At 39.4% G+C, this 19,799-nt stretch carries 25 protein-coding genes and 1 riboswitch; of the genes, 1 reads left to right on the top strand and 24 read right to left on the bottom strand.

The window, feature by feature from the left end; all coding sequences use genetic code 11:
* Positions 1 to 9: 9 nt before the first annotated feature.
* Genes FFM63_RS09915 through FFM63_RS02675 form a run of 8 tightly spaced genes read right to left on the bottom strand, consistent with a single transcriptional unit; the run spans position 10 to position 6,707 of the window.
* Positions 10 to 480: a BMC domain-containing protein gene (locus tag FFM63_RS09915; RefSeq protein WP_137608807.1), complete on the bottom strand. Its 471-nt coding sequence runs from the start codon at positions 478 to 480 to the stop codon at positions 10 to 12.
* Positions 477 to 854 (bottom strand): glycerol dehydratase reactivase beta/small subunit family protein, encoded by a 378-nt coding sequence (locus FFM63_RS02705; RefSeq protein ID WP_137608806.1) that lies wholly within the window; start codon positions 852 to 854, stop codon positions 477 to 479. The genes FFM63_RS09915 and FFM63_RS02705 overlap by 4 nt, the downstream gene beginning before the upstream one ends.
* Complete coding sequence (locus FFM63_RS02700; protein WP_137608805.1) at positions 844 to 2,679, bottom strand: diol dehydratase reactivase subunit alpha; 1,836 nt, start codon at positions 2,677 to 2,679, stop codon at positions 844 to 846. Before FFM63_RS02700 ends, FFM63_RS02705 begins: the two co-directional genes overlap by 11 nt.
* A gap of 38 nt (positions 2,680 to 2,717) precedes the next feature.
* Complete coding sequence (locus FFM63_RS02695) at positions 2,718 to 3,230, bottom strand: diol dehydratase small subunit (protein ID WP_137608804.1); 513 nt, start codon at positions 3,228 to 3,230, stop codon at positions 2,718 to 2,720.
* 13 nt (positions 3,231 to 3,243) lie between these two features.
* Entirely contained in the window at positions 3,244 to 3,909 is a 666-nt protein-coding gene (locus FFM63_RS02690; RefSeq protein ID WP_137608803.1) for a propanediol/glycerol family dehydratase medium subunit, read from the bottom strand.
* 12 nt (positions 3,910 to 3,921) lie between these two features.
* Positions 3,922 to 5,583: a propanediol/glycerol family dehydratase large subunit gene (locus FFM63_RS02685; protein ID WP_137608802.1), complete on the bottom strand. Its 1,662-nt coding sequence runs from the start codon at positions 5,581 to 5,583 to the stop codon at positions 3,922 to 3,924.
* A 19-nt stretch (positions 5,584 to 5,602) separates the two neighbouring features.
* Positions 5,603 to 6,412 (bottom strand): propanediol utilization microcompartment protein PduB, encoded by an 810-nt coding sequence (pduB, locus tag FFM63_RS02680; RefSeq protein ID WP_137608801.1) that lies wholly within the window; start codon positions 6,410 to 6,412, stop codon positions 5,603 to 5,605.
* A gap of 16 nt (positions 6,413 to 6,428) precedes the next feature.
* A complete protein-coding gene (locus FFM63_RS02675) occupies positions 6,429 to 6,707 on the bottom strand; it encodes a BMC domain-containing protein (protein ID WP_137608800.1) in 279 nt (92 codons plus the stop codon).
* A 283-nt stretch (positions 6,708 to 6,990) separates the two neighbouring features.
* On the opposite strand from FFM63_RS02675, the gene FFM63_RS02670 reads away from it, so the two are divergent.
* On the top strand, positions 6,991 to 7,887 hold the full coding sequence (locus FFM63_RS02670) for a PocR ligand-binding domain-containing protein (protein WP_137608799.1): 897 nt from the start codon (positions 6,991 to 6,993) through the stop codon (positions 7,885 to 7,887).
* A 119-nt stretch (positions 7,888 to 8,006) separates the two neighbouring features.
* Positions 8,007 to 8,180: riboswitch (cobalamin riboswitch) on the bottom strand.
* 16 nt (positions 8,181 to 8,196) lie between these two features.
* On the opposite strand, the gene FFM63_RS02665 is transcribed toward FFM63_RS02670, so the two are convergent.
* The 16 genes from FFM63_RS02665 to FFM63_RS02590 all read right to left on the bottom strand — a co-directional run bounded on the left by FFM63_RS02665 (position 8,197) and on the right by FFM63_RS02590 (position 19,666).
* Positions 8,197 to 8,637 carry a EutP/PduV family microcompartment system protein gene (locus tag FFM63_RS02665; protein ID WP_137608798.1) on the bottom strand — a complete coding sequence of 147 codons (441 nt, stop codon included), beginning with the start codon at positions 8,635 to 8,637 and terminating at the stop codon, positions 8,197 to 8,199.
* Positions 8,638 to 8,639: 2 nt separating this feature from the next.
* Positions 8,640 to 8,990, bottom strand: a complete 351-nt coding sequence (locus FFM63_RS02660; RefSeq protein ID WP_137608797.1) for a BMC domain-containing protein — start codon at positions 8,988 to 8,990, stop codon at positions 8,640 to 8,642.
* A 134-nt stretch (positions 8,991 to 9,124) separates the two neighbouring features.
* Entirely contained in the window at positions 9,125 to 10,321 is a 1,197-nt protein-coding gene (locus tag FFM63_RS02655; protein ID WP_137608796.1) for an acetate kinase, read from the bottom strand.
* A gap of 47 nt (positions 10,322 to 10,368) precedes the next feature.
* A complete protein-coding gene (locus tag FFM63_RS02650) occupies positions 10,369 to 11,376 on the bottom strand; it encodes a class I SAM-dependent methyltransferase (protein WP_137608795.1) in 1,008 nt (335 codons plus the stop codon).
* Between the two features lie 166 nt (positions 11,377 to 11,542).
* Positions 11,543 to 11,863 (bottom strand): competence type IV pilus minor pilin ComGG, encoded by a 321-nt coding sequence (comGG, locus tag FFM63_RS02645; RefSeq protein ID WP_171000183.1) that lies wholly within the window; start codon positions 11,861 to 11,863, stop codon positions 11,543 to 11,545.
* Positions 11,856 to 12,269: a competence type IV pilus minor pilin ComGF gene (gene comGF, locus FFM63_RS02640; protein WP_137608794.1), complete on the bottom strand. Its 414-nt coding sequence runs from the start codon at positions 12,267 to 12,269 to the stop codon at positions 11,856 to 11,858. Before comGF ends, comGG begins: the two co-directional genes overlap by 8 nt.
* Positions 12,256 to 12,537 carry a competence type IV pilus minor pilin ComGE gene (comGE, locus tag FFM63_RS02635; protein ID WP_246033274.1) on the bottom strand — a complete coding sequence of 94 codons (282 nt, stop codon included), beginning with the start codon at positions 12,535 to 12,537 and terminating at the stop codon, positions 12,256 to 12,258. Before comGE ends, comGF begins: the two co-directional genes overlap by 14 nt.
* Positions 12,515 to 12,982, bottom strand: a complete 468-nt coding sequence (gene comGD / locus FFM63_RS02630) for a competence type IV pilus minor pilin ComGD (RefSeq protein ID WP_171000182.1) — start codon at positions 12,980 to 12,982, stop codon at positions 12,515 to 12,517. The genes comGE and comGD overlap by 23 nt, the downstream gene beginning before the upstream one ends.
* A complete protein-coding gene (comGC, locus tag FFM63_RS02625) occupies positions 12,951 to 13,223 on the bottom strand; it encodes a competence type IV pilus major pilin ComGC (protein ID WP_137608792.1) in 273 nt (90 codons plus the stop codon). The genes comGD and comGC overlap by 32 nt, the downstream gene beginning before the upstream one ends.
* Positions 13,220 to 14,233: a competence type IV pilus assembly protein ComGB gene (gene comGB / locus FFM63_RS02620; RefSeq protein WP_137608791.1), complete on the bottom strand. Its 1,014-nt coding sequence runs from the start codon at positions 14,231 to 14,233 to the stop codon at positions 13,220 to 13,222. Before comGB ends, comGC begins: the two co-directional genes overlap by 4 nt.
* Complete coding sequence (gene comGA, locus FFM63_RS02615; protein ID WP_137608790.1) at positions 14,217 to 15,137, bottom strand: competence type IV pilus ATPase ComGA; 921 nt, start codon at positions 15,135 to 15,137, stop codon at positions 14,217 to 14,219. Before comGA ends, comGB begins: the two co-directional genes overlap by 17 nt.
* 84 nt (positions 15,138 to 15,221) lie before the next feature.
* Positions 15,222 to 15,872: a tRNA (guanosine(46)-N7)-methyltransferase TrmB gene (trmB, locus tag FFM63_RS02610; protein WP_137608789.1), complete on the bottom strand. Its 651-nt coding sequence runs from the start codon at positions 15,870 to 15,872 to the stop codon at positions 15,222 to 15,224.
* A 110-nt stretch (positions 15,873 to 15,982) separates the two neighbouring features.
* A complete protein-coding gene (locus FFM63_RS02605; RefSeq protein WP_137608788.1) occupies positions 15,983 to 16,765 on the bottom strand; it encodes a phosphotransferase family protein in 783 nt (260 codons plus the stop codon).
* 89 nt (positions 16,766 to 16,854) lie between these two features.
* A complete protein-coding gene (gene dat, locus FFM63_RS02600; RefSeq protein WP_137608787.1) occupies positions 16,855 to 17,724 on the bottom strand; it encodes a D-amino-acid transaminase in 870 nt (289 codons plus the stop codon).
* Positions 17,725 to 17,727: 3 nt separating this feature from the next.
* On the bottom strand, positions 17,728 to 18,936 hold the full coding sequence (locus tag FFM63_RS02595; protein WP_137608786.1) for an ABC transporter permease: 1,209 nt from the start codon (positions 18,934 to 18,936) through the stop codon (positions 17,728 to 17,730).
* Complete coding sequence (locus FFM63_RS02590; RefSeq protein WP_137608785.1) at positions 18,929 to 19,666, bottom strand: ABC transporter ATP-binding protein; 738 nt, start codon at positions 19,664 to 19,666, stop codon at positions 18,929 to 18,931. The genes FFM63_RS02595 and FFM63_RS02590 overlap by 8 nt, the downstream gene beginning before the upstream one ends.
* Positions 19,667 to 19,799 lie beyond the last annotated feature (133 nt).

Genomic DNA, 19,799 nt, shown 5'->3' with positions numbered 1-19,799 from the left:
ACTTTGTAGTTACTTCTTCTTTTTTTTATCCATCGCTTTTTTTTGAACCTTTGATTGATTCTTTTTGCTTTGGATTTCTACGGGTGCTTCATTTACTGATGTAGTTGCTAGAATACTTTCTTCGGATTTCTTTTTTGAATCTTCTGCAGATTCTTCTATTAGTTGCTCTTTTTCAATATTTTCAGACATCAATTCAACGTCCTCTTCTTTTTTGAAGAAAACTTTTTCTAAATCATTGGCTGGACGAGGAATAACTAATGAAGACAGATAAACGTTGTTAGCGAGAGCTTTAGCTTTTCCTGCATCAACTGCTGCTTTTACAGCTCCGACATCTCCGGCGACCTTAATAGTCATCAAACCAAAGCCTTTTGCTTTTTCAACACCTAAAAGGTCAACATTTGCTACTTTCACCATCGTATCTGATACATCGATTGCACTGGCTAAACCTCTTACTTCAACTAAGCCAATTGCGTGATTCATTTTTTCACCTCCAAAAGATCAATTGATTTGAATGGCACACCCTTTACTAAACGTGCCGCATTCCCACCAAATTTTTTCAAAAGTAATGATGGACAAGTTACAACTCGTTGAATCGCTTGATAAGGAGTTTCTGGTGCCAAATTTTTATAATGGAGTGCTACTTCATTGTTTACATAGCCAATTCCAACATTTAAAGAAGATTGATTCGCCGCAGCATAAGCCGCTTCCACAGCTGTTGAAAGATTTTCTTGTTCTAAAGAATACGGAATTTGTTCTTCTTCCAAACCGTATAATACATATTGAATCTCTTCCGCCAAACTTATTTGTGAAAGATAAATCACTACCACTGGTCGAACAGTAAAATCAAGCTCCATCTAATCCCTCCCTCAAATAAGAGAGAATCAATCCAGTCGCTACTGCATTTCGTGGCCCTTCAACATAACGAATATTGCCGCGCCCCGCCACTAAGCCGTAATGGGATAATGCATTAGTTACGATTTGCGGAATCTCAAAGTCTAGTGCAGATCCTCCAACAATTACAACAAATGGAATATCACGAATATTGCCTGTTGGACTTACACGACGTAAAGCACGTAAAGCATTCGTAACAAAAACACGTTCTTTCGCGGTTTGACGAACCAAACGAATTTTCTCAATAGAATCATCGCCAGGAATCGGAACAAAACCATTCGGAGTAACGACAACGACTTTAGCGAACAATGAGGGATCTAATGGTTTCTCAAAGAATTGTACTGCGCCATCTTCATGGCGAATATAGAAAATATTTTCTACTTTCGCTAACGGATATTTCTTGATATCTTCAGCCAAATAAGTATCTTCTAATCCTAGTTCTGAGCGAATCAACATGGTTACCATATCACCCGCACCAGCTAAATGAGTTGCCACAATCGTTTCATCTTTTTTGATGATTGAAGCATCAGTTGAACCGGCACCCAAGTCTAAAATTGCAAGAGGAGCTGAGGTACCTGGTGTCGTTAGCGCGCCTAAAATCGCTGCCTCTGCTTCAGCACCACCTATTTCAACTTTTATTCCTAAATCTCGTTGAATTTCATCCGCAATTTTTGACATTTGTAAGTGGTCTGATTTCACCATTGAAGCAATCCCAACTGCCTGCTCCATAGAGAATTCCCCGGCTAATCCACCTTTAACGCTGATTGGTACAAATGTATTGACCGCTAATAAATCTTGAATAAAAATTTGATCTATTGGACGATCCGTCAGTTCCGCCATTGTTAATCGAACCTTTTCAAGCATACCGCCAACATTTGTTCCTGATTCGCCAGTGACATTATCAATCGTATCAAACGCAGTGATCACTTCCATGATTTTTTCAGCACCCGCTGAAATACTCACAGTGTTTCGCCGATTGCCGCCGGTAATCTCGATTTTTCCTGCTGGAATCGTCCGTGCCTTGACATCCCCTTTTGGCGTTTTGATTACAACTGCAGAACGATTGCCAATTAGTGCTCGGGCTACTGGTACAATATTTTTAGTCGCTTCCGAATCGAGATTAAAGACGGTCGCAATCCCGTACGGATTAGATAATTGTGAAACTCCGCGACCCGTTTCAGCAACTTCTACTGCTGCTAACATATCCACTGGTACCTTATCTATATAGGAAACCTCATCCACGATTGGAATTTTTTTACTTAAACGATTATTTACTAAGACGCCATCATCTGATTGCATGATTGCTGCAGTGATCTCAAATCCATTTTCAACAAAATGATTGATCTTTCGTGCAACATCATCAAATTCAAATGCTTTTTCAATAATCACAATATAAGGCGTTGCTCGTTTACCCTTGTTTTCTAATTCATTGAAGCGAATAGTCGTTCCTACCCCTAAGCCTAATCCACCTGGAGTTTTCGGGTTATGTCCAATCATAGTCGATTCTGTAATGATTGTTTCAGTGATAGTTTCCATCGCAACATCCCCGATTACTGGTGTAGCCTCGTTGATTCGAATCAAGTCAATCTCGTTGACTGACAAGTGATTTTTTGTACACGCCTCATTGATTGCCTTATAAATCCCAAATAAATTCTTCTTCGTTCCTTTTATACCAGTCGTATCTGCAATAGCTGATTTTAGGAATCGAATATGTTGGTGGTCATCAATTTCTACCAAGGCCACTTCAGTTGAGGAATTACCAATATCAATTCCAATTACATGTCTCATCATTCATTGCTCCTCTTCCTGAAATTCCAAATTAGAAATTAATTATCACCTTTTAATTTTTTCCTTTTTTCATAGTATTCAGCTGCCTCGCGGAAATAATCTGCGCTAATTTGGGCATTGTATTTATTTTCCAGTTCACTCGCGATATCCAGTAATTCTTGTTTACTTGAACGATATGGACGTAGTGCATTGTACATTTCTAAAACACGAGTATCAGGAACTACTGTCAATTCTGATGCCCGGTCAAAATTAGATGCAATCGTCTTTCTGCCTGCACTTGTTGCGATTTCTCCCTGTGCTTTTAAAATTCTTGGTGTGATTTTTAAATCGTCTGGTGTTAAAGAACCATTCAAAACATTTTCTAAAGTGATATCATCTAATGTTTTACCCGTTTTAGTTTTTATCCACTCTGGATGTTTTTTGGCAACTGGATAATCAGCGACCGTTGCTACGCCAGTATCTGCTGTATTTTCTGTTGCAGTAGCACTCGTACCGCTATTCATATCTTTTAAGATACCCCGAACCAAACTTTCAATAGATTGTTCATTCATTCTAGTCACCTCACTATAAAGTTACAGCAATTTCTTCTGCTGGTTTTCCAATTACTACGTGTTTTGTTTCTTTAATGTGTAGCAAAGCTGATAAAGCCTGATATTTAGGACGAGCCATTTGATCATTCATCATAGGTACTGGATTTGGTGATTCGCCTTTAGCATACTTCGCAGCATTTTTTCCGATCGCACGATATGTTTCTAAAGTGATCAACGGAGCTTGCGGGAAAAGTTCTAGATTTGATAATGGTTGTAGATCTTTTTGATGAATAATTGCCGTGCCTTTCGATTGAATCGACACACAAACTCCTGAACCAGATAATTTATCCCCTTCAACACCTGCAAATGCCACATCAGATGTCCGATAAACTTTAACGATTCGAGCTTTTAAGCCCTCTTCTTCAATTCCAGCAACTACTTGTTTCAAAATATCTTTATGTGGTATACCGACAATATTGGTTGTCTGTGAATCAGCGAATGCGGGAGCTACTGCGATAACTACTTCATCTTGAGATTTCCCTGGCTGAGCCACACCAACAGATTTGAACCAATCCGATGATGAAGTAGATTCAGTTTTTGATTCTTCAAATGCAACGGGCTGATCAACTGTACTCGCTTCCATTTCAGTTAAAACTTCTTTAATAATGGAGCGTAAAAGGTTTTCATTCAGTTCTGTCATTTTTACTCCTCCTTAAATATCTTTCGGGTTAATTGCTTTAGGAATAGCTTTCACTTTTTCCCATTCTGAACCATCAAGACGGTAACCCGTGCCTGGTCCGGCATAATCATTTTTATCATTGACCGCAGAAATCACATTCCAATCTGCATCAAAAATTGAAGATGTTTGTAAGAAATCTCCTGCTACACGTTGTTTTAGAAGATTAAGTACGCTTGCTGCTATATCTTCAAAACCACTTTCAGATAATCCCTTCACAAGATCAAGACCTGTAGATCCTTGCGCCAATAATTCTTCTGCTGCTTTGATATCTTGAACCATGTCACGATCAGGCATATCTTGCGAGCCGCGAGCATAAGTTGCTGCTTCAACCTCTTCATCAGTGATCGTTGGCAAGCCTAATTTGTTAAATAAGCCTTGCAATGCTTTTGCTGCTTTATTTCTAACAGCTACAACATCTTCTTCACTTACCGGACGCAAGCCGCCATCGACTCTTAGGTCCCGCTGAAGGACGTTATAATCATCATAATCATCTGCATCAAAATTGGAGCCGGCAAACATATTGTCGTAGTTTGGTGTTGCAGAGTATCCTGATGAAATATAGTCTGTTCCTGGCAAGAATTGCATCAACAAACGTGCTGTTCTGCGAATATCAGAATGAGAGAATGTTTGGTCATTTCCAGAAGCTACTTCTAAGTCAAGTAACATAGCAATCAAGTTTTCTGCTAAAACTGCACGAATTCCTGAAGGAACTGCACCCGGAACACCAATACAACTGATTGAACCATTTTGTAAGCCTTGAACACCCGCTGCTTTTGTTAAATAAATACAACGTGTTTCAAGATAAAGCATTGATTTCCCTTCAGCATAACCCATCTGTACCTCTGACCCAGTTCCAGAAGTAAAGCGCATTTTTAATCCTCGAGATGCATAACAAGAGGCTAAGAATCCTTTAGACCATGGTGTATCATCACCATCTGTAAAGACGCGCTCAGTACCATAAACTGAGATCGTTTCAGCGTAAGCAGTAAAGCCGCGCATTCCTAAATCTAATTCGGTTGCTTCTTCCAATGAACATTGAGTCAATACACCCGGACGTCCCACTTGAGATCCGACCATAAGTGCCACTGCATTAAAAGGCGCATAACGAGCTACTGCAACTGTTGTTTCTTGTTCATCAAATCCACGTAAAGCCCCTTCAGCTGCGTCTGCTGCAATTTGAACAGGATTATCACGCAGATTCGTAACGTGAGATTGAGTAGTCGGACGACGACGCGCACGCATTTTTTGAACAGCCATCATCATTTCGACTACGTTCATATGGCCCACGACTTCATTTAATTTTGCTGGCGTTGCTGCTGTTGTCAATTGAATGATCTCTTCTCGACAAATATTAGGATCTACAATCTTGTTTGCCAGGTCTTTAGAAGAGATATTCATCACTTCTTCTGCTCGCGTTAAATCTATTCCGTATTGTGCAATGTATGAGTCAATCAAATCGAAATCTGATTTACTTTTTCCATCAAGTTCAACTACCTCATTATTAACAATTTTAATACTAGGTTTAGGGTCATTGGGACTTTGCATAGCAATTAATCCTTCTTCAACCCATTCATCTACGAAACCATCTTGATTAACCGCTCTTTTTTCTAATTCCTCAAATCGTTTTGATTTCATCTATTTTTCACTCCCACTCTTAAATGTATGATGGTTGATCGTTTTTAGGCGCGCTTCCCATAGTTCCCAATAATTGGCACCCAATTTCACGGGCTGAAATAATTGCTTGGCGAACAGCACCAGAATCCCCTGTGATTGTCATCGTCACTTCATTGGAGAAACTTTGACCATTTTGCGGCGTTGCGTATGTCACTACATCTACATTTGCTGATTTCAATGCTGTATCTGCCATTACCACGCCAATTGCAGCAGGAGCACCAACTAAAATCCCAAATGCTTTCCCAACAGGTGCACCAAACACTTTATTACATGCGTAACTTGCACGAGCCGTATATTGACATTCAATGTGACCGGCTTCATTTCCATAAACATCGCCAAACGTACGCGTATCAACCTCTTTTAATGTTACTTCCACCGCACGTTTCACATCGGAAACATCATCTCCACCAAAGATGATCAATGATCCATGACCCGCTCCACCTTTTGTATCACGCGGCATCTCAATTAAGATAACTTCGGTATTGGTCGCTTTAACTGCTTCATCGGCAGCCATAATGTGTGGTCCGGCACCCGTACGTGCACCAACGATTCCAATCGAACGATATTTTTTTTCTAATTTCATGGTTTCTAATAAAGATGAGTCCACATTAGCAATTACTAATCCAATCGTGTCTCCAAACTCGGTCGCTCCCACAAATTCTGTCAATGCACATTGCTTATCAATCATTTTTCGATCTCCTTCATTAGTTTTTTTTATTTCATTTCCAGTATCCATTTTTTCTAACACACGCTTCATAATTTCTTCAATTTGTAAATCTGTATTTGTCATCAGCTATTCACCCTTTCTATTCTGACTTAGGGAGCAAGCCTTCAACTTCGGTATGAGGTCGTGGGATAACATAATTAGAAATCACTTCTCCAACAGCATTAGCTGCAGAAACACCAGCATCAACTGCTGCTTTGACCGCACCAACGTCTCCTCGAACCATTACAGTGACTAATCCAGACCCAATTTTTTCTGTTCCTATTAATGAAACATTTGCCGCCTTGACCATCGCGTCTGCTGCTTCAATCGCACCGATTAGTCCCCTCGTTTCAATCATTCCTAACGCTTCTTGTTGCATAAAACATTCCTCCTAATTAATTTGATAGCCCTTACATTCTTTATAATAAACAAAAAAGATAGAACAAATTTGTCCTATCTTTCAATCACTTTATTTATAATATTAAAATTTTGCTTCCTCAAATTTCTAAAACAGCGACAAATAAACCCTAATCATTGGTTAAAAAGGATTTTTCCATAATAATATTTTGTCTTTCGCTTGTCAAAATAATGATATTATCATTAACAAGATTTAAATTTTCTTTTTATTCTGTTAAAATAATATGTAATTAGGAGGCGCTTACATGGAAACCCCCAACACATTAAACTCAGAAAGCTCATTAAAACTATCTAAAACAATCAAAGACTTTGCTCTTGCGGCGGATTTCGGTTCTGTGATCGTTGATATCCATGGAAACGAAACATCTGAATTATATAATTTTTCACCTTTCTGTCAGATTATGCGCTCAAAACCTGAATTTAAATCTCTTTGTCAAAAATGTGATGCATTTGGCGGTTTAGAAGCATCAAAAAATGGAGATCCGTGTATCTACCGTTGTCATGCTGGTCTCACAGATATTTCATTACCCATTATTCGAAACAATCAGTTGTTAGGTTTTGCATTATTTGGCCAAGTGGAAATGGACGAAGATCTTCAAAGTCCATTCACCCGAATCCATCCCATTGTTACTAATTGGGAGAAATCTTCAGAATTACGACAAGCTAGAAAAAAAATCAAGCTTGTTTCCACAACTCAAATAAAATCTGCTGCTGCATTGTTAAAAACGATTGGTGACTACCATTTTGATGAAACCGACCCGCGCAATCGCATTAAATTTAATTTTCACACCACTAAGAAAGAGATGAAATCAGCGATCAATTCAAAAAACGATGAGATCCACAAAGCAATTGCATATATAGAAAACAATTTAACGACCAACTTAACCTTAGAAGACGTGGCTAATCATGTTTATTTGAGTCAATTTTATTTTAGCCGACTTTTTAAAAAAGAAATGGGCATCAGTTTCATTACTTATTTGAATCAACAAAGAATTGAACAAGCCAAGACACTGTTGGCCCAATCTAATTTAAGTATCAAGTCAATCTCACAAAATATCGGGTATTCGCAAACAAGCTATTTTTGTAAAATCTTCAAGGAACTTGTAGGAATGACTCCAGTCAACTATCGAAAAGTGAAATAAATTCTTGAAACAGCCTTTTTAAGGGCTGTTTTTTTGGATAAAAAAAGAGGTGTCTGGAAGACACCTCACCAAATAAACGTCGCTATGACTATTTTATGGTGAAATAACTTTCCCAATACAATTATCTCAGCAAAAGAGCTGGTATCCTGACTTCGCGTCATCCTAAATCTCGCCTTCCCGAAAGTGGCGTTATGAGATCTCGTCTGCTTATACAGTAGAAAGGGTCTGCCAAGGATTCACACCTTGTTCCCTGCTCCAAATGCTTCTATTCAATTCTTCACATTATAATAACTCATTTTGAATACGCTGTCAAAAATTATCTGCTAATAAAAAATTTTTGAAATTAGAAATTCCTTCTTGTTCATAGATGGACACTGGAAATATCTTTTTTACCCCAGCCAGTTCCAACCTTTTTTTGGCCAAATCAAATTCAGCTTGATTTTGTTTTAAATCGGTTTTTGTAATAATACCAATCATTGGTTTAGTAAATCGAGAAGAAAAACATGGCGGAAAATAATTTTGTTTGCTCGTAATGCTCTGAACAATCGCAACACAGTCTGCACCAACTGAAGAACTAACTAGTGCATTATAGTAAAAACGATTCTCCATGAATTCACCTGGTGTGTCAATCACATTGTCTGTGAAATATACTTGTTGAGTCTTGTGGTATTTGATCTCCCATTCATTGATAATTTGCATCAGTGTGGTTTTACCTGATCCTGTTTCTCCAATAAAAATGACTCGCTTCATCGCTAAGTCCTAGTTATTTCTGCAACGTCAAAATCTAAGACCGTTGCTAATGAATTGGTCACTTGTTTTAATGCAAACTCTACTGAAGACACCTCACCAATAATGACTACTGCTCCGCTAAAACGATCCATAAAACCAATCGAGACATTTCCAGATTTTTTAGCAATATCAGCGCCAATAATCGATGCTTCACTTGGTGTAATTGTCAAAATACCAATCGCATCACCTGTATGTTCAAGTCCTAATTTTTCAAAGACTTCTTGATTAGCATGTGGAATCAAGTGAGCCAGTGTAACTTGTTTCCCTGGTACATATTCTTGAATAGAACGTTCAATCATTCTTTTTTCATTCATAAAAGTCACTCTCACTTTCACAAAAAGTTTAACATAAAAAAATAGCATAGTTTTGTTCTTCCACAACAAAATTATGCTTTTCCTTTTCTAGAAAAGAAAAACCTCTTACCAAAATTTGGTAAGAGGTTAACGGACTATTTTCCTAAACGTGCCACATCACGAGCGATCATTACTTCTTCATCGGTCGGAATCACATAAACTTTCACACGAGAATTTTCTGTTGAAATTTCTGCTTCTTTTCCGTGAACGCTCTGATTGATTTCTTTATCAATCTCAATGCCGAACCAAGTCATTCTTTCTAGAACCATTTGACGAACAGGATCTGCGTTTTCACCAACACCCGCAGTAAAGACGATTGCATCCACGCCATCCATCACTGAAATGTATTGTGCGATATATTTACGGATACGATCACAGTAAATATCTAACGCTAAAATAGCATCTGCATTGCCTTCTTCTGCACCGCTTTCGATGTCGCGCATGTCGCTTGAAATGCCAGTCAGGCCTAAGACGCCTGATTTTTTGTTCAATACATCGATCATTTCATTGATATCTTTGATACCTGTTTTTTCCATCAAGTAGGGCAACAATGAGGCATCAATATCACCAGAACGCGTACCCATTGTAAGACCAGCTAATGGTGTGAAGCCCATTGATGTATCAACAGATTTTCCGCCCTCAACTGCTGTTATTGAACCGCCATTACCGATGTGGGCAGTAATGATTTTTGTTTCTTCAAGTGGTTTGCCTAATAATTCTGCGGCACGTTCAGAAACATAACGATGGCTTGTTCCGTGGAAACCATATTTACGAGCGGCAAATTTATCGTAATATTCTTTTGGAATACTGTATAAATAATTCGTTGCCGGCATTGTCGCATGGAAAGAAGTATCAAAAACAGCCACGCTGACGATATTTGGCAAAATATGACGGAATGCTTTGATTCCCATAGCATTTGCCGGGTTATGCAACGGCGCAAATTCACTTAATTCTTCAATTTTTGCTAAGACATCGTCATCGATCAAAACAGAATCTTTAAAGTATTCGCCTCCAGCTACTACCCGGTGGCCAACGCCTGCGATTTCATCAAATGACGCAATGATTTTTAAGTCGATCAATTGATCTAGTAACATTTGAACTGCCACTTCATGATCTTTAATATCCAAAACTTGTTCGAATTTTTGTCCGTCGCCATATTTGATCGTAAAGATTGAGTCATTTAAACCAATTCGTTCAACGATTCCCTTTGCGATGACTGATTCTTCAGGCATTTGATACAGTTGCCATTTTAGACTTGAACTACCGGCATTGATTGCAATTGTTTTTGACATGTTAACTCTCCTCTATAATTAAATTGCTTTTCGCCCATTAGAGCGGCTTATAAATTAGAAGACTTCCAGTCCTCGAATTTTTTAAAGAACTCTGTTACTTGTGTTGGATCCTTCAACGAAGGCAAATGAACGAGTAAAACTTTTTCCGCTTGTTCTGCTGTTCCACCTTGTTTTTGTAACAGTAAAATACTTTTTCGTGAATGCTCTGATTTAAATAACTCATCCGGTAATTGGATGATCCCTTGTAATAACACATCATCTTTCAACCATTTTTGCAGTAATGGGCCTTGCTCTGCCTCAAGGAAATTACTTGGCACTAAAAATAAGCCAAAACCTGCTGGCTTCACGTAGTTCATGGCTTGTTCCATCAATAAATGATGGGCATAGCTGTGTTCTTTTTCAGAATGTGTCGCAAATTTCTGCGCTTGCTGATCATTCGGATAATAACCGACTGGCAAGTCACCAATCACATAATCTACTGGATCTACCAATAAATCTTGCAAACTATCTTGATGGAATAATTTCACTGTTTCGCCCATCAATAAGTTGTCTGAAGCGGCAATCGCAAGTAAGGTCTCATCATTATCAACGCCGATTCCGTTGACTGAATAGCCTGCTGCTTGCAAATTGATCAACGCTGTCAGCAATAGATTGCCCATTCCGACAGTGATATCTAAAATTTCTAATGGCTGATCTTTTTTCAACGTCAGTTGTTCGATCAAAAAGACAAATAAAAAGCCGATACTATCTGGCGTCAATTGATGATTAGGCTGTAAATTTTCATTTTTTGAGCCTTTAAGCAAAATCAATTGCGTTAATTTCCGCCAATCTTCTTTGTCTAAAGCTAACGCTAATAATTCTTGATATAGTGTTTCTACTTTTGCGACAGTAGCCGCATCCGGCTGCTGATCAAGCACGCGTACTTTCGCATTGTCGACTAAGTTCTCCGCATTTTCAATGTAAGCGTCAAAGAAAGAAGTTCCTAGCGATTGCTGCAATGCAATGATCGCTTCTTCCATCAAAGAAAAAGCTGTCTCAATTTTTTCTGGGTTCATCTTGCACCTCTCAAACTAATATAACACTCACGATACCTGTTCTATTTTAGCGAACATATTCCAATTAATCAATCGCTTTCTTTTTTTTATCATTGTTTTCCTAATTCGATATAAAGGTATCTTTTACACTATATTCTTCTTCATCCGCTTAATTCCCTGTGTTATATCAATCGGTTGAGGTCGATGTGCTAATTTTTTCATAAAAATGATATGTTTTCTTTTTAATTTTCACTACCAGCTTCAGTTGTTCCTGCTCTGTACTATAAGTTAATTCTCCTTGATTAAACTTCCAGATTCCTTCTTTCTTATTTAATTTAGGAAAATCGGCTAAGAAAAGTTCCTTGGCGATTTTTGCTTGATACAATTGCTCCGTTCGCGCTGCTAAGTCAGCTGTTTGATGATAACTTGTAGTTAGATTCAAAAGTATAAAACTAAACAAAAAAATAGCCAGTAAGACAGACAGCAACACTCCGCCTTGGCTATTCAAAGATCCACGTTCCCGCTTTTTGTTTCCCGTCAGTAAAGGTAACAACAAAGTCCACACCATAATTATTTTCTTGGCAAACAAATTGTTTCACTCCTGTCAGTAATGGCTGATAGCCTTTGGATTGCTCCTTGATCAATTTATCTTGATATTTTTTAATGATGACTTGTTCCTTTTGAGCAGTCTGCGCCCAGATCTCTCGTGAAGTTGTTTGTTCATATTGAAGATTCTCCATTTCATTGTCCAATTGAAGTAAAAAGATCTCCCCTTCAATCTGTTGATAACTGCTCAAGTTTTCTTCCAGTTTATGCGCATGCTGGATCAAACTTGAAAGCAGTAATAAAATGCCGCTAAGCATCAGCAAAGCGACGAGACTTTCCAGCAAAGTAAAGCCGCTATTTTTTGACAATTACGATTCCTCCTTGATGATTCACAGCCTTTCCTTGTTCCAATGAGATTTCAATTTGTGGCTTCGTTGAGTTTACTGAATGCAAGCGGCAACGGCGTACCTCTGTATAAAGATCACGATAGTTTGTTAATAATGCCAACCGTTCTTGACTAGCACGTTGCATTTTTGCCGTTACTCCGATGTAACTAGTAACAAGGATCAATAAAATCATCAGACTGATCAGACTTTCTAGTAAGATATAGCCTTTATTTCCTTTCAAAGCGACCACTTCCCAGCTGAAATTGATAAGTAACTATTTCTCCTGCATCTGAAAAAACGATTTTGGGGATACTGCCCGTTCCAGGCTGTGTCGTAGAAATATTGCCAGTTCCAGCTTTGAATAAAACCGCGTAACTACTTTCTAGTTTGAGTGTTTTCGGAACTGGCAATTCTCGCCATGGCAACTCCGTATGGTTTGTAAAAAAGATGATCAATTGTGCATTTTTATAAAGATCGATCCGTGTGCCCTTATGATCGGCAATCGCTACTTGCTGTAAATGCAAAATTGATTTTTCGAATTGATAATAAAAGAAGACTTTCTCTAATTTAGCTTGCCAATTTTTAAGCGCGATCGTCGGTAATAACACAAAACTACAAACTAGCGCTAACACGATCAACGACTCGATCAGCGTAAATCCAGCATTATTTTTCCTCAACACGTTCATAGGCTTCATATTGCTTCTCCTTAACATAACCTTGATCTATCAATTCAGCTTTGCTAGGTTTCTTTCCATGGTCTAATTCAAAAATTTCGATTTGCGTTTCAACTACTTTAGCAATCGCGACATCACTTTGTTTGCCGGCACTTTCTTTTTGCTTGATCAATTTAGGGACAAATAATAACAACAACAAACTGATGACGAAAATCACGACGATCATCTCTAACAACGTGAAGCCTGAAGCTTGTTTTTTCATAAAATCCTCTCCAAATCTGTCAATGGCAGGAGCATCGTTAAATACAAACTCACAATTAAAAGCGCCACAAATAAAAAGACCAACGGCTGTATCCATGAACATAAAAATTCCAATTGATTAAAAAAACGATGCCAAACTAATTGACTATAAGTTAGCAGCTCTTTGCCTAAATTCCCTCGGGCTTCTCCTTGGAAGACGATTCGGCTGAATTCTTTCGTTAAAAAAGGGTAACGTTTTAATTCTTTCGCTAACGTGCTTCCTTGGGACAAGCGAGTTTTCAAATCAGCGGCTAATTCCTGCATCAAAGATTTCCCCTCGATTACTAGCAAACATTCGATAATCTGGTGCAACTCCAATCCTTGCTGAAAAAGCTTGCCCCATTCCAGAGCAAAGTACGCTGAGTAATAATTGCTGAACAAAGTACCGACACCAGGAATTCTAGTCAGCAGACTGAACCGCGTAAGATAGTTTCGCCTGTTTCCCCAGATTCGCCAACACAACACTAAAATAAATAAGACAATAAGTATCCCCAGTCCGATCACAGGTATGCCTTTTATCAGCTGGACTGAAAAAGATTCAGCACGGATCATGCCGCTGGCGATCAATTGCGGCAACAAGAAAAAGCGCATTCCCAACAAAATCGTGATCAAGAAAATAAATAACAGCAACGGGTACGAGACCGCCTTAAGAAAATTTTCTTGCTGGCGTTGGACTAACCGCATTTGTTTGGCAATCCCTAATAATGTGTCAGCAAGATCGCCATGAGATTCAGCTAATTCGATCTGTAAAATTTGATCATTTGAATACTGCAATTGAACAAAACTCTGCGCTAGACTTTTCCCATGCTGAAGGTCTTGTTGCAGCTCTGCCAAAATCACTGATGGAAAAAGGTTCGCATTAACAAAAAAAGCGAACGCTTGCTGCAAACTAAAGCCGTTTACCAATAAATCTCCCAGCAGCTGAACAAAATCAATGCGTTGTTTTTTCGTCAATTTATTTTTGTTCCACACACTGCAGCCCTTCTTCCCAAGTAAAATACAATTTTTCTTGATAAAAACGATAGCTTGTTAATAGACCCACTGTTTTATTTACTGCTAATAATTCTTGATAAACGATCCCTCGTAAACACTCTTTTAATAAAGAAGCTTCTCCGCCTAGCTCAAAGATCCTAGCGTGAGCAGATTCCAAACTAGCCGCATGCAGTGTGGCGTAGACACAGTGGCCCGTTAGAGCCGCTCGAATCGCCCCTTGGATAGTTTTCTGATCGCGGATTTCGCCAATGATCAAAATGTCTGGATGATGCCGCAATGACAGCTTGATCAGTTCATCATAGCTTTGGTGGATCTTTTCATTTACTTGCAGCTGTAAAAAATCGGGTTCTTCGATTTCTACAGGATCTTCAATCGTAATGACTTGGCCTTTATTTTTTCGTGCCAGCTTATACATCAACGTGGTTTTTCCTGAACCCACAGGACCGCAAAACAAATAAAGACCGCGTTTTTTCGTATATTCTTGGAGCAGATTGATTTGTTCCGGCAAATGATAGACTTCCGGACTGCTGCCGAATTGATGCAAAAAGCGAATGACTAAGCTTTCTTGTTGCAAATAATCCCCAACAGCCGACAAACGCAAACGCTGCTTCCCATGTGCTAAGGGGTAAGAGATCGCACCCAGCTGAACTTTGCGTTTTTCACTGACATCCATTTGACCTAAATATTTGAAACGATTGATCAGCTGCAAAGCGGTGCTTGTGCATAATTCATTATTAATAAAAGATAGATTCTTATGATCATAAAATGGGCCGCGGCGAAAAAAACAGCGATACTTTTCTCTTTGGGGCAGCAAGTACAGATCTTGCATTTGTCGCTCAAAACCATGCTGAATCAGTTCATCTGAAAGTTGTTCGATCTCCATTTCCTCACCTCATGAATAAGATACGCAAAAAAACTGCAGACAAAAAAAGATGAACCGAAAATTCGGCTCATATTTCAACTTTTTCTATTTTGTTTTATCTTGAAAGCGGGCTTCTACTCGATAGATCCGCTGTCCTTTATTTGAAAATTTTTCTTCGTACTCAGTCATAATATTCCCTTCATACGAACTTTTATGCAAGTCTAACCATATTTGTTCCAGGGTCATGCCGTACTTTGAAAAACTACTCAATGAATATTCAAACAATCCTTGGTTATCCGTTTTAAAATGGATCTCTCCAGCAGGTCGCAAGATTTCTTCATCTACTGCTAAAAAACTAGGTGACGTCAAACGGCGTTTTTCATGCTTTTTCTTAGGCCACGGATCAGAAAAATTCAAATAAATCTGGTCGACTTCACTATCGGCAAAATAATTTGTCAGCTCAGAACCGTCCACATGCAATAATTGTAAATTAGGTAATTCAGCTTCAACTAATTTATCTAAAGCGATCGAGATCACGCTGACTTGCATTTCTATGCCGATATAATTGATCTCTGGATGAGCCGCAGCCATCCCAATAATAAATTGGCCTTTCCCCATCCCAATTTCAATGTGGATCGGATGATCATTTCCAAAACGCTCAGACCAGCGGCCTTTCCACGCATCCGGTTCTTGTACGACATATTCGGGCCGAGCTGCTAACATTTCTGCCGCACCTGGACGATTTCTAACTCGCATTATTTTCCTCCCAAAATCCTTTTTCTATTTTTCCTATGTATTTCAGTTTGAACTTTTTGAAACGCAGAACGAACCTGTTGCCTGACAAAACTAGAAGCCGAACAAAACGTTCAGCTTCCGGCAAAAATTCGTTTTAATTGTAAAATCACTTGATTCATATGATGCAATTCATCCCGTTTGTATTGGCGGGCAATTTCCAGCAGCAGACTCATCAAGCCGTACCAATAGATCCGCTCCATGTTTTCATCGGTTGGGCGAATGCCATAACGGACCAGCCATTTACTCCAACTAGACAGCGGGACATAACTTCCTAAAATCGTTCCGATATCTAACGCCGGATCCGCAAACATCACCGAATCCCAATCAACTAAATATAAATAATTAGAAGATACTAACCAATTTCGATGATTCACGTCGCCATGTACCACAGTATAATTTTTCTTAGCATACGTTGGAACGTTCTTTTTTAAATAATCATAGACCAATTCAATAAAAGCGTTTTGCTCGATCATCGTCGGTAAATTTGCTTCATAATCAGCCAAGAGCTGTTGCGGTGAGACTTGACGTCCACCCATTTTTTTTAACATCACTTTCAATGAAGGCGAGTGATGCAAGTGATACAGCACATCGACTACATCGTTGCGGCGCGAGATTTCTTCCGGTTCAAGAATCCGACCATCTAACCATTCTTGCGCGGTCAATGTGTCGCCATTTCCTGTCCGTTTGATCCAAACAAGTTTTGGTGCAATGCCTTCACGAGATAAAGCCGCCAACATCGGGGTGGTATTTCGTTTAATGAAGACGCGATCTTCGTCACGGTAACCGATATACGTTTTTCCCGTATCGCCTTTGATTGGCTGTACGCGCCAGTCACTATCCAACTGAAATTCCATTCCCAAGGCCCTCCCCTAGCATTTTAAACGTATTTACTATTTTAGTCGCGGAAGAGGTCTGAGTCAAGAGCATGTATGTTCTTCTTTGATTATTTTTCATTGCGATGCGTCTGAACCGTTAACTTTATGGCTTCATGATACGCATTCAGTAATTTTTTTGTCACTTTTCCAGGCATTCCCTCGCCGATCTTTTGCTCATCGAGCGCAACGATCGGAATGATTTCAGCAACTGAGCTAGACTTGAAACATTCATCAGCAGCTAATAATTCTTTTTTAGTAAAGGCTGTTTCTCTTAGTTCAATGCCTAACACTATTGCCAATTCACGAATTTTTATTTTTGTGATTCCCGGTAAAACCAACTGTCCATCGGGATGCGTATAAAGGATTCCTTCGTTCACCATCCACAAATTAGAAGCTGAGGCTTCCGTCACATAGCCGTCACGCAGCAAAACGGCTTCATCATAGCCTTTTTGTTTGGCTTCATCTAACGCCAACAGATTGCCCAATAGACTGATCGATTTGATATCGCAATGCAGCCACCTTCTATCTTCGACAAACCCAGCACGAATACCAAGCTTTTGGTTAACACTTGGTCGTGACACTGGTTGGATATCTGCTAATAAGACCGGTTGAACGACTGTAGAATCAGGAAAATCATGTAGCCTGGGTTTCGCGGTCCCGCGAGTCACTTGAAAATAAATTCGAGCATTAGCCAAACCAACCTCTCGCGCTAAGCGTCGCAAACGCCGACTTAATTCTTCTTTAGTAAAAGGCAGCGGCAGACGGATTTTTGCCGCACTGTCCCATAAACGATCCAAATGTTCTTTTTCCATATACAGACAGCCATCATAGATGCGGATCACTTCATAAATGCCGTCGCCAAATTGATACCCGCGATCTTCTAAATCAATCTTTACTGCCGATTCATCGACGATTTGTTCATTCCATAATACTTTCATCTGCTAACCCTCCATTTTCTTGATTCTGACTGGGAGATAAAACCAAGCGAACAAACCAATTTCAATTAAAAGTACTACAAACAAAATCAGCGTCTCAAAAATCGATAAATGAACTAAACTGCACAAACTGAAAATAACTGCCGCCGCAAACAGTAAAATCACCATCAAACGTTGCAAGGCGGCTTTCTTATATTTTTCCGCTACAGGATACAGCTGCGTCGCGCCAATATAATCAAATTGATTATACAATGGGATCATTTGAAACCCGATCAAATAAATGAATAATGCGCTGACTCCGACAATAAACCGAAAATCAGTTAATGAAACTAACAAGACTGCCCCAACGATCAGCAAGCGGAAAAATAAACCGCCAAAAACTGCACCGCGCAAAGCACCGCGAGCAAATAAATACAAGAATGTATTCTCTTGCTTGAAGGAAATTCTTGCTAATAGACCATCTAAGTATTTTCGCCGGCGAACTTTTGCTTCGATTTCAGGAACGTCTGTAAACAAATTGATGAATTGGTAGATACGATGCAGCCGCATATTTTCTCGGTCGATCATCCTGCTCCAATCTAACAGCCGGTCTTTTTCTTGTGTCAGTAAAACAAAACCAAACGCGGCAATGAGTGCAAGGATCGTCCCAAGCCAAGCAAAACTATACAAGCTGATAAAAATGATTCCACCGCTGGCGATAACCCATAAAAACATGAGACGTTGGGCTTGTGTTTGGGCTGTTTGATAACAGGCCAAACGCTGGATCCGTAAATTTCCTAACTTCAAGCTCCAAAGCATCACTAAGAAAAAGAAAAAATGAACAAAGCTCACCTGCTTGGCTAACACGACTAACGGTAGCAACGCCCCGCAGACAAATGTTTCAATACTGAAAGGCCACGCCAGCGAATGCCGTAATCCGCGCGATAGATACCCGCCCATCTCTTTTTCTTTTGGCAATAGAAACGCCATATCCGCCGGTTCCACTAAAGTCGCCAACCTGCCAAACGGTAAAACCAGCCACCAGATAATCCCGACAATCGGCAAACTCCAAGGAAAATCAGGCGGTAATTGTTTCAATAGATTTGAATAATAGAATGCCAAGCCGCCAACTAAGAATAAACACACCAAAACAAAATGATCATTTAATACATAGCGCATATATTTCATCATTTTTTTCTGATGGCGCTGACGCCTCAATAGAAAAAAATCAAGCATGTTCTTTCTCCTTTGTCAGTGCGATATAGATTTCATCTAAAGAAGCGCCCGGCAAATCAAATTCTGCCTGCAACTCCTGCAACGTGCCTTGAGCGCGGACTTCTCCTTCATGCAGCACAACGAAGCGATCACAATATTTTTCGGCAGTCGCTAAAATATGCGTCGACATCAAAATCGCCGCTCCTTGATTTTTCATCGTCACCATCAATTCCAATAAAGCGTTGATTGCCAGCGGGTCCAATCCTAAAAATGGTTCATCGATAATGTATAAACTAGGCTGGATCAAAAAAGCGCATAAGACCATCACTTTTTGTTTCATCCCTTTAGAAAAATTCACTGGAAACCAGTCCAACCGATTTTCTAAACGAAAGGTCTTCAATAAGGATTCTGCTCGCTGCATCGCTGTTTCTTTTGGAATATCGTAAGCCATCGCCGTCACTTCGATGTGTTCGCGTAACGTCAGTTCTTCATATAATGAAGGTGTCTCAGGGATGTAGCCGATTTTTTTCCGATAGTTCTCAGGATCTTTTTGCAGCGTTAATCCATCAACCGTGATCGTCCCTTTTTGCGGTGTCAATAAACCGATGATATTTTTGATAGTGGTTGATTTTCCGGCACCATTCAAGCCGATCAGACCGATCATTTCACCATTGTTGACTTCAAAATCAATATCTTTTAAAACAGGCACATGGCCGTAACCGCCTGTAACATGCTGAATTGCTAAGCTCATTTTATCCCCTCCAATTTCTTAGTTAGTATTATAGCAGAATCCCGCAAATAATTACGCTTCACTTGACCTTTTCCCGCACAAGTATTACAAGTTATGGTAAAGTAAAAGTAGAAATTACACTTGTCAGGATGCT

The organism is Enterococcus pingfangensis, assembly GCF_005405205.1.
GTDB classification, from domain to species: domain Bacteria; phylum Bacillota; class Bacilli; order Lactobacillales; family Enterococcaceae; genus Enterococcus_A; species Enterococcus_A pingfangensis.
This window is presented reverse-complemented; position numbering and strand designations above follow the sequence as displayed.